This is a genomic window from Planktosalinus sp. (genome assembly GCF_059864935.1).
The window spans coordinates 1-6,838 of the sequence record NZ_JCBCCK010000228.1 but is presented as its reverse complement, the minus strand read 5'-3'; the positions used below and the strand labels follow the sequence as shown (position 1 = coordinate 6,838).

Below are 6,838 nucleotides of genomic sequence, written 5' to 3'. Positions count from 1 at the left end.
TCCTTCACAGAACACAAACAAAGTAGGGTTTATTTTTTTTCCTTTTGGACTTCTTCTCTGTCTCCCCATTTATTCTAAAAGTACTGATTTTAAATTGCGTATAGAATCATCGACTATGGGCAAGGAATCGAATCTGCCTTGCAAATATGCTTTTTCCAGATCCATTGTATCTCTAAAATCACTGTAGTCGTAAAGGGAATAAAGGTCTGAATTACCTTCAGATGTTTTATTTACAAACCATATTTGATCTTTTCTAAACTTATTTAAATCTAATAAATTTGTATTGTGTGTAGAAAAAATGAGCTGGGCTTTATCACTTGCATTGAATAATTTGATTATATAATCAACTATTTTTGGATGTAAACTATCTTCAATTTCATCGATAAGTAAGGTTTTATTGTTTCTTACAATATCAAGAACAGTTAAAAGCATAAAAAACAACTTTTTGGTGCCATCTGATTCTTCCGTAAAAAAATTAAAAGCAGTGTTTGGTGAATACCGGTGATAAGTTTTTAAATCAATACTTTCCAACTCGCCATCTTCAAAATAGGCTTCTTGGGTTTCCAAATTAGCGTTAAGCTTTTTTCCTTTTTCCACTATTACTTTATGCTTAAAATCTATAATGTCAGAATCTGCCAATTGAAGGCCTTTCAATAAGTATTTTTTATATTCTTTTATCAATGTATCTGCATTACTGATACTGTAACTTGAATGCCTTCGTATGAACATAGAATGAAAGAAATGAAATATTTTTTTTGGGATTTCCCTATCCATTTGACTTGCTCTTGACACAAAGAGCGTTTTATTAGACGTACTTTCAGCAACATCTAATGGTCTTTTTATTACGGAGGTTCCAAATGAGTATTTTTCTTTCTTAGATTTACCGGCCGTTTCATCTCTAGTGAATACTTTGGCTTTTTTGCCGTTTGGATAATGAAATAAACTTTCCGTTAGTATTTCATTTCTATTCAATGAAAAAGAATATTTATATTCAATTTCTTCATGTACAAATCGAATAGAAAAACGGCTCGGCTTGTTCGAATAACTCTTAAATTTAAAAGGCATAAAATTAAAAATAGAGTTTTCATTGTGTTTATGAGATTCATAAACCATTGCGATACAGAACCTAATTGCTTTGATTATATTGGATTTGCCGGATGCATTTGCCCCATACAATGCAACTGTTTTCAACACTTCTAAATCATTATAATTAAAAACATTGTCTTTCAGTAAACGTGATTTTTCGGTATTAATGTTTCCCGCCCTTAAATCTAAAATCACTTCTTCACTTATTGAGAAAAAATTTGATAACTTAATTTCTAATACCATTTTAAGTTTATTATTTGTAACATTTTTACAAATATACGCTTTTAAATGATATTTGGGGACGCTAAAATTTTAAAATAATTATAAAAATGTCAGGCAAATTAGTTAGCTATATTGAAATAAAATCCTTGCCTTCAGCCCAGTCAGATAAATTCTGATAAAACTCAAATGAAATCGTATTATAGTCCTCGTCCCAAATATTTTCTTTCTTCAGGGGCATTTTTTTCAAGTTTTCAATGCACTTCTCTAATATTCCGAATAAACTTGTATCAAGAGCTTATAATCCCCTAAATTTAATGAATTTTTACTTTTTCATACCGATTAGCTATCTGGGTAGTATAACAGAAACTACAATAAGCAATAGTATATGGAAATTTTCAAGTCTGTTTAAAAACATAAAATGGGGTTAGGTCTTTTACACTTTTCATAAATATAACAGCTCAAGTTTTTTAAATAATTATAAGTAAATGTTAATCTTTAGCAGATGCTGTTTTTTTAGGTATCTTTAGTAGATGAGTAAAAAATCACACATAATTATTGGGAGCATAGCAGGATTATTGATTCTGGTTGTCATAGCATCATTTATTGCAAACCCCATAATTGAAAACAAAATAAAAAAAACCATCACTCTACAGGTTCCTGATGAATTTCAAATCAACGAATATGAGATTTCTGTCAATTCATATAGTGGCTCTGTAACTATAGAAAACCTTCAACTTACAGTAAAAGACACCATTGCCGGATTTGAAGATTCCAATATAAGCCTTCCAAAAGCTTACTTTAAAGGTCTTGGTTACTGGAAGTACCTTTTCTCAAGCAAAATTGCCTTCAACAGTATCACTCTTTATGATTTGGAAGTTAAGACATACAAAGACACTACAAAGACTAAAGACCGGGAAAAACGAAAAAAAGACTTTGAAGAAAACATAAGCACAGGAAAATTTACGTTGGAAAACGCCTCTTTTTTATTGAAGAATACAGATGAAAGCATTGCTTTGCAACTGGACAGCCTTAATTTTTCGATAAAAAATGTTGTAGTGAACAACACAACTATTCAAGAAAAAATCCCCTTTTACTTTTCAGAAATGGAAGTGGATACCAGAGACTTTTTTTATGAGTTAAACGAAAATGAAACGCTTTCATTTAAAGAATTTACCATTACTGACCAGCATCTAAAAATCACAGACATTACAATTCAAACAAAGAGCGACACCCTGAAACCCATTGAAGGTGTAGCAAATAAGATTGGCCGAAAAGACATAAAAATTCCAACGCTGACCATAAGCGACCTTCATTTTAAAGTGGTAAATGATGTTTTTCAGCTTTTTGGCGAAAACTTAAAGGTTGAAAATCCTTCAATATGGTTGCAGCAAGGAATGAATGAGACCGCCGTTACAAATGATGGGCTACAAACAAAAAAAAGAGAGATGCCCCTTCCATTCTCCATTGCAGCCATATCCATAAATGATGCACAAATCAACATACTAAACCCTGATAAAAGCCCACATTTAAAGGTAGAAGATTTTAATATAACGCTCAAAGATGTATTGGTAAATACCGCAACCTTACAACACATGATTCCTTGTCAGTTTTCTGATTTGGAATTTGATAGCAAGTCGTTACTCTACCAACTGAATGACTATGATTTGCTTTCACTAAATACAGTTTCACTTCTAAATCACAAACTTCAAATTGAAGATTTAGCTATTAAAACCATCTATTCCAAAACGGAACTTTCCGGAGTAATTTCAAAAGAGCGGGACCATATGGATGTTGAAATGCCCTTGGTTACCTTACTGGATTTTCGTTTTAACGTTATCGACAGCACATTTCAGGTTTCCGGCAGTGATTTGGCCATAGAAAATCCGGTTTTGAAAATATACAGGGATAAGCTAGTTACAGATGACAAGAGCATCAAACCGCTTTACAGTAAATCGTTGCGCAGTATCCCTTTTCCATTGACTTTAGACTCTTTACACGTTAACAATGCGACGATTACTTATGAAGAAAAAGTAAGTGCCGGACAACCGGCAGGTGCTATTAATTTTTCAAATTTAAATGCTGCAATTGGAAACGTTAGTAACACTTACTCCCACGGCGAAAAGAGAACAACAATTCTCATAAACTCCATCTTTATGGATGAAAGCCCTCTTAAAATTGACTGGAGTTTTGATGTAAACGACCTGAAAGACACTTTCCGGATTCAAGGTGAACTCAATGCTTTAAACGCAACAAAAATGAACTCGTTTACAAGGTCAAGTCTCAATGTGAAGCTCGAAGGAAAGGTCAAAAAAACCTATTTTAATATTCATGGAAACGACGACAGTTCAAATATTGATTTACGCATCAGTTATGACAACTTAAAAGTTGAAATATTAAACAAGGAAAACAATCGCAACTGGTTTTTATCTACTGTTGCCAATATTTTTGTAAAAAAAGATACAGATTCAAGAGACAGTGCTTTTAAAGAAGGAAACTCAACAGCTGTAAGAAACAAAGACAAATCTTTTTTCAACTACTTATGGATCAATATACAGGAGGGCTTGAAGGATGTTATGGTTTCTATTTAAGTTTTATTTTATAGCACTTGATAAAATTTACTTAAGTCCTAATAGTCGGAAAACCAGCTTTGCCCCTTCCTAAAGGGAGTCTGATTTTCCTCGATTTCACGCGCCGAAGGCGTGTACAGCGGCAAAAAATCGGGGGAAAGCCCTGAAAAATTGAATATTATGTGCTCTAATTTTTTATTGTTCAATATCCGAGGCTTCAAAAACTGAAAGTTCACCATTTTCAAATCCGGCAGTAATTTCAATGGGGTTACAACACACTTCGCAATCTTCAACATACACCTGCTTGCTCACTGACGGATCCAGCAGCATGGAGATTTCTTCCCAGCAATAGGGGCATTGAAAAAAATGTTCAAACATGGTTTATCCATTTACCTCCAGAGCAACCTGAACTTCTTCCCACTCTTTCATTTTTTGGTCGAGTTCGTTTTTCTTTTGGTCATACTTTTTGAAAAAGTCCTGTTTTGAGTTCACTTCCGGATGGTTCTGATGGATCATATCATCCATACCCGAAATTTCCTTTTCCAGTTTACTTATGGCAGCCTCGAGGTTACTTAATTTATTTTTAAGGGCTTTCCCCTTTTTTTGATCTTTGTAATCATTTTTATTGGAAACTTCTTTTGTTTCCTTATTGACTTTAGTTGCAAGTTCAGCCTCGCGCATAGACGAAATTTGGCGCTGCTCCAGGTAAAATTCGATGCCTCCCAAATATTCTTTTATTTTTTTGTCTTTAAATTCATAGACATTATTGCAAAGCCCCTGAAGAAAATCCCTGTCGTGTGAGACCACTATGAGTGTGCCCTCAAAACTTTTCAAAGACTCCTTCAAAACGTTCTTTGACTTAATGTCCAAATGGTTGGTGGGCTCATCCATAACCAGCACATTCAACGGTTGAAGTAATAGCTTGGCCAATGCCAGACGGTTTCGTTCCCCTCCTGAAAGGACTTTTACAAATTTTTCCACTTCTTCGCCTCGAAACAGGAACGAGCCCAAAATATCCCTTACCTTGCTTCGGTTGGTCTCGTTTGCAGCGTTAATCATCGTGTCCAGAACTGTGATGTTTCCGTCAAGATAATCGGCTTGGTTTTGAGCAAAATACCCTATCTGAACGTTGTGACCCAGCTTTACTTTTCCTTTATGGGCAATTTCCCCCACAATGATTTTTGCCAAAGTGGTTTTTCCCTGTCCGTTCTGACCCACAAAAGCGGTTTTAACCCCGCGTTCAATCATCAGGTTTACATTTTCAAGAACGTGATTTTCACCATAGCTTTTGGAAACATTTTCAACTTCTATAACCACTTTGCCGGGTTGTACTGAAATGGGAAACCTAACGTTCATCACTGCATTGTCGTCTTCATCCACCTCAATTCGCTCTACTTTGTCCAGTTTTTTTATCAGTGATTGCGCCATGGAAGCTTTGGAGGCTTTTGCCCTGAATTTTTCAATCAATCGCTCTGTTTGCTGGATTTGCTTTTCCTGATTTTTTTGTGATGCCAGCTGCTGTTCCCTGAGTTCCTGTCGCAACACCAGGTATTTTGAATAGGGCTTGTTATAGTCATAAATTCGCCCCAGCGAAATTTCAATGGTCCTGTTGGTGACATTGTCCAGAAACATTTTATCGTGAGAAACAATTACTACCGCTCCCGGAAAATTCACCAAAAAGCTTTCCAGCCAGATGATAGATTCAATATCGAGGTGGTTGGTGGGCTCATCGAGCAATAGGATGTCATTGTTTTGAAGCAGCAGTTTGGCGAGTTCAATACGCATCCGCCAGCCTCCGGAAAACTCTTCGGTTTTTTTGCTGAATTCTTCGCGTTTGAAACCAAGACCCTGAAGGATTTTTTCAGTTTCACCCTGATAGTTGTAACCGCCCAAAATTTCATATTGGTGAGTGATTTCACTGATGTCCACCATCAAGTCGTGGTAAGCGTCAGATTCATAATCGGTGCGTGTGGCCAACTGGTGGTTAATGTCATCCATTTTGATTTCAATGGCTTTGATTTCTTCAAAAGCCTGATAGGCTTCTTCCACCACGGTTCTGCCATGAACAAAATCAATGTCCTGCTTTAAAAACCCGATTCTGATTTTTTTATCCGAAGCTATTTCGCCGGTATCGGGGGTGAGTTCTTTGGCTAATATTTTAAGCAGTGTGGATTTTCCTGCGCCGTTTTTCCCAACCAGTCCCACGCGATCGCCTGCACGCAATTGAAAAGAAATTTCCTCAAACAAATTTTCCCCTTGAAAAGCAACCGATAAATTATATATGTTTAACATCCTTGTGTAACCTTGGTAACAAATTATCGTGCAAAGATGCTTAAATTTGCGGTGTTAAAAAAATAGATTAACATCATGTTAAAAGGCACCAAATTATACAGCATTTTTACCGGCAGTTGCCCGGTTTGTCACCACGAGTCCATGTATGAAGAAGGCAATCCTTTTAAACTGAATAAAATCTTTAAAATGCACGAAAGGTGCAGCCACTGCGGGACCAAATACAAGATTGAACCTTCCTTTTTTTACGGGGCGATGTATGTGAGTTATGCTGTGGGCGTTGCATTTGCCATGGCGGCTTTTATTATTTCCTATGTATTTTTTGGCGGTGGACTAATGACTTCATTTCTTGCCATAGTGGGCACACTAATCGTTTTTATGCCTATTATAATGAGACTTTCGCGAAATATCTGGATCAATATTTTTATGCATTACGATAAGGTAAAAGCACACAACTCATAAAAACCTGTTGATATCAATTTCTTTGTCCAGAGGAATATTGTTTTCTATAAAATCAAATAGTTTTTGGGCAACTGAAGGTGCAATCATCACGCCCCTTGAACCCAATCCATTTAACACAAACAGGTTTTTAAACTGCGAATGTTTACCAACAAGTGGTTTTCTGTCAGTTACCGTGGGTCTAACACCTGCTTTGTGATCGATGATTTCATAGG

At 35.8% G+C, this 6,838-nt stretch carries 6 protein-coding genes; 2 read left to right on the top strand and 4 right to left on the bottom strand.

The annotated features are described in order from the left end of the window. Positions 1-69: 69 nt before the first annotated feature. The gene (locus AC6F75_RS07970; protein WP_500714453.1) at positions 70-1,329 is read right to left on the bottom strand and encodes an AAA family ATPase; all 1,260 of its coding nucleotides are present in this window, start codon (positions 1,327-1,329) and stop codon (positions 70-72) included. A gap of 509 nt (positions 1,330-1,838) precedes the next feature. Here AC6F75_RS07970 and AC6F75_RS07965 point away from each other — a divergent pair. Next, positions 1,839-3,896, top strand: a complete 2,058-nt coding sequence (locus AC6F75_RS07965; protein WP_500714452.1) for a hypothetical protein — start codon at positions 1,839-1,841, stop codon at positions 3,894-3,896. A 174-nt stretch (positions 3,897-4,070) separates the two neighbouring features. On the opposite strand, the gene AC6F75_RS07960 is transcribed toward AC6F75_RS07965, so the two are convergent. Together AC6F75_RS07960 and AC6F75_RS07955 are read right to left on the bottom strand one after the other, a co-directional pair. After that, the gene (locus AC6F75_RS07960; RefSeq protein ID WP_500714451.1) at positions 4,071-4,253 is read right to left on the bottom strand and encodes a zinc ribbon domain-containing protein; all 183 of its coding nucleotides are present in this window, start codon (positions 4,251-4,253) and stop codon (positions 4,071-4,073) included. Between the two features lie 3 nt (positions 4,254-4,256). After that, positions 4,257-6,167: an ATP-binding cassette domain-containing protein gene (locus AC6F75_RS07955; RefSeq protein ID WP_500714449.1), complete on the bottom strand. Its 1,911-nt coding sequence runs from the start codon at positions 6,165-6,167 to the stop codon at positions 4,257-4,259. Positions 6,168-6,239: 72 nt separating this feature from the next. On the opposite strand from AC6F75_RS07955, the gene AC6F75_RS07950 reads away from it, so the two are divergent. Further along, positions 6,240-6,626, top strand: a complete 387-nt coding sequence (locus AC6F75_RS07950) for a DUF983 domain-containing protein (RefSeq protein WP_500714454.1) — start codon at positions 6,240-6,242, stop codon at positions 6,624-6,626. Here AC6F75_RS07950 and AC6F75_RS07945 read toward each other — a convergent pair. Further along, positions 6,621-6,838 (bottom strand): FAD-dependent oxidoreductase (locus tag AC6F75_RS07945; RefSeq protein WP_500714448.1); only part of this gene is annotated, 218 nt, incomplete at its 5' end. The genes AC6F75_RS07950 and AC6F75_RS07945 overlap by 6 nt on opposite strands.

What these genes read in the sequence shown, in the direction of transcription:
- AC6F75_RS07970 (WP_500714453.1), bottom strand. Translation starts at nt 1,329, where the DNA reads ATGGTATTAGAAATTAAGTTATCAAATTTTTTCTCAATAAGTGAAGAA.
- AC6F75_RS07965 (WP_500714452.1), top strand. Translation starts at nt 1,839, where the DNA reads ATGAGTAAAAAATCACACATAATTATTGGGAGCATAGCAGGATTATTG.
- AC6F75_RS07960 (WP_500714451.1), bottom strand. Translation starts at nt 4,253, where the DNA reads ATGTTTGAACATTTTTTTCAATGCCCCTATTGCTGGGAAGAAATCTCC.
- AC6F75_RS07955 (WP_500714449.1), bottom strand. Translation starts at nt 6,167, where the DNA reads ATGTTAAACATATATAATTTATCGGTTGCTTTTCAAGGGGAAAATTTG.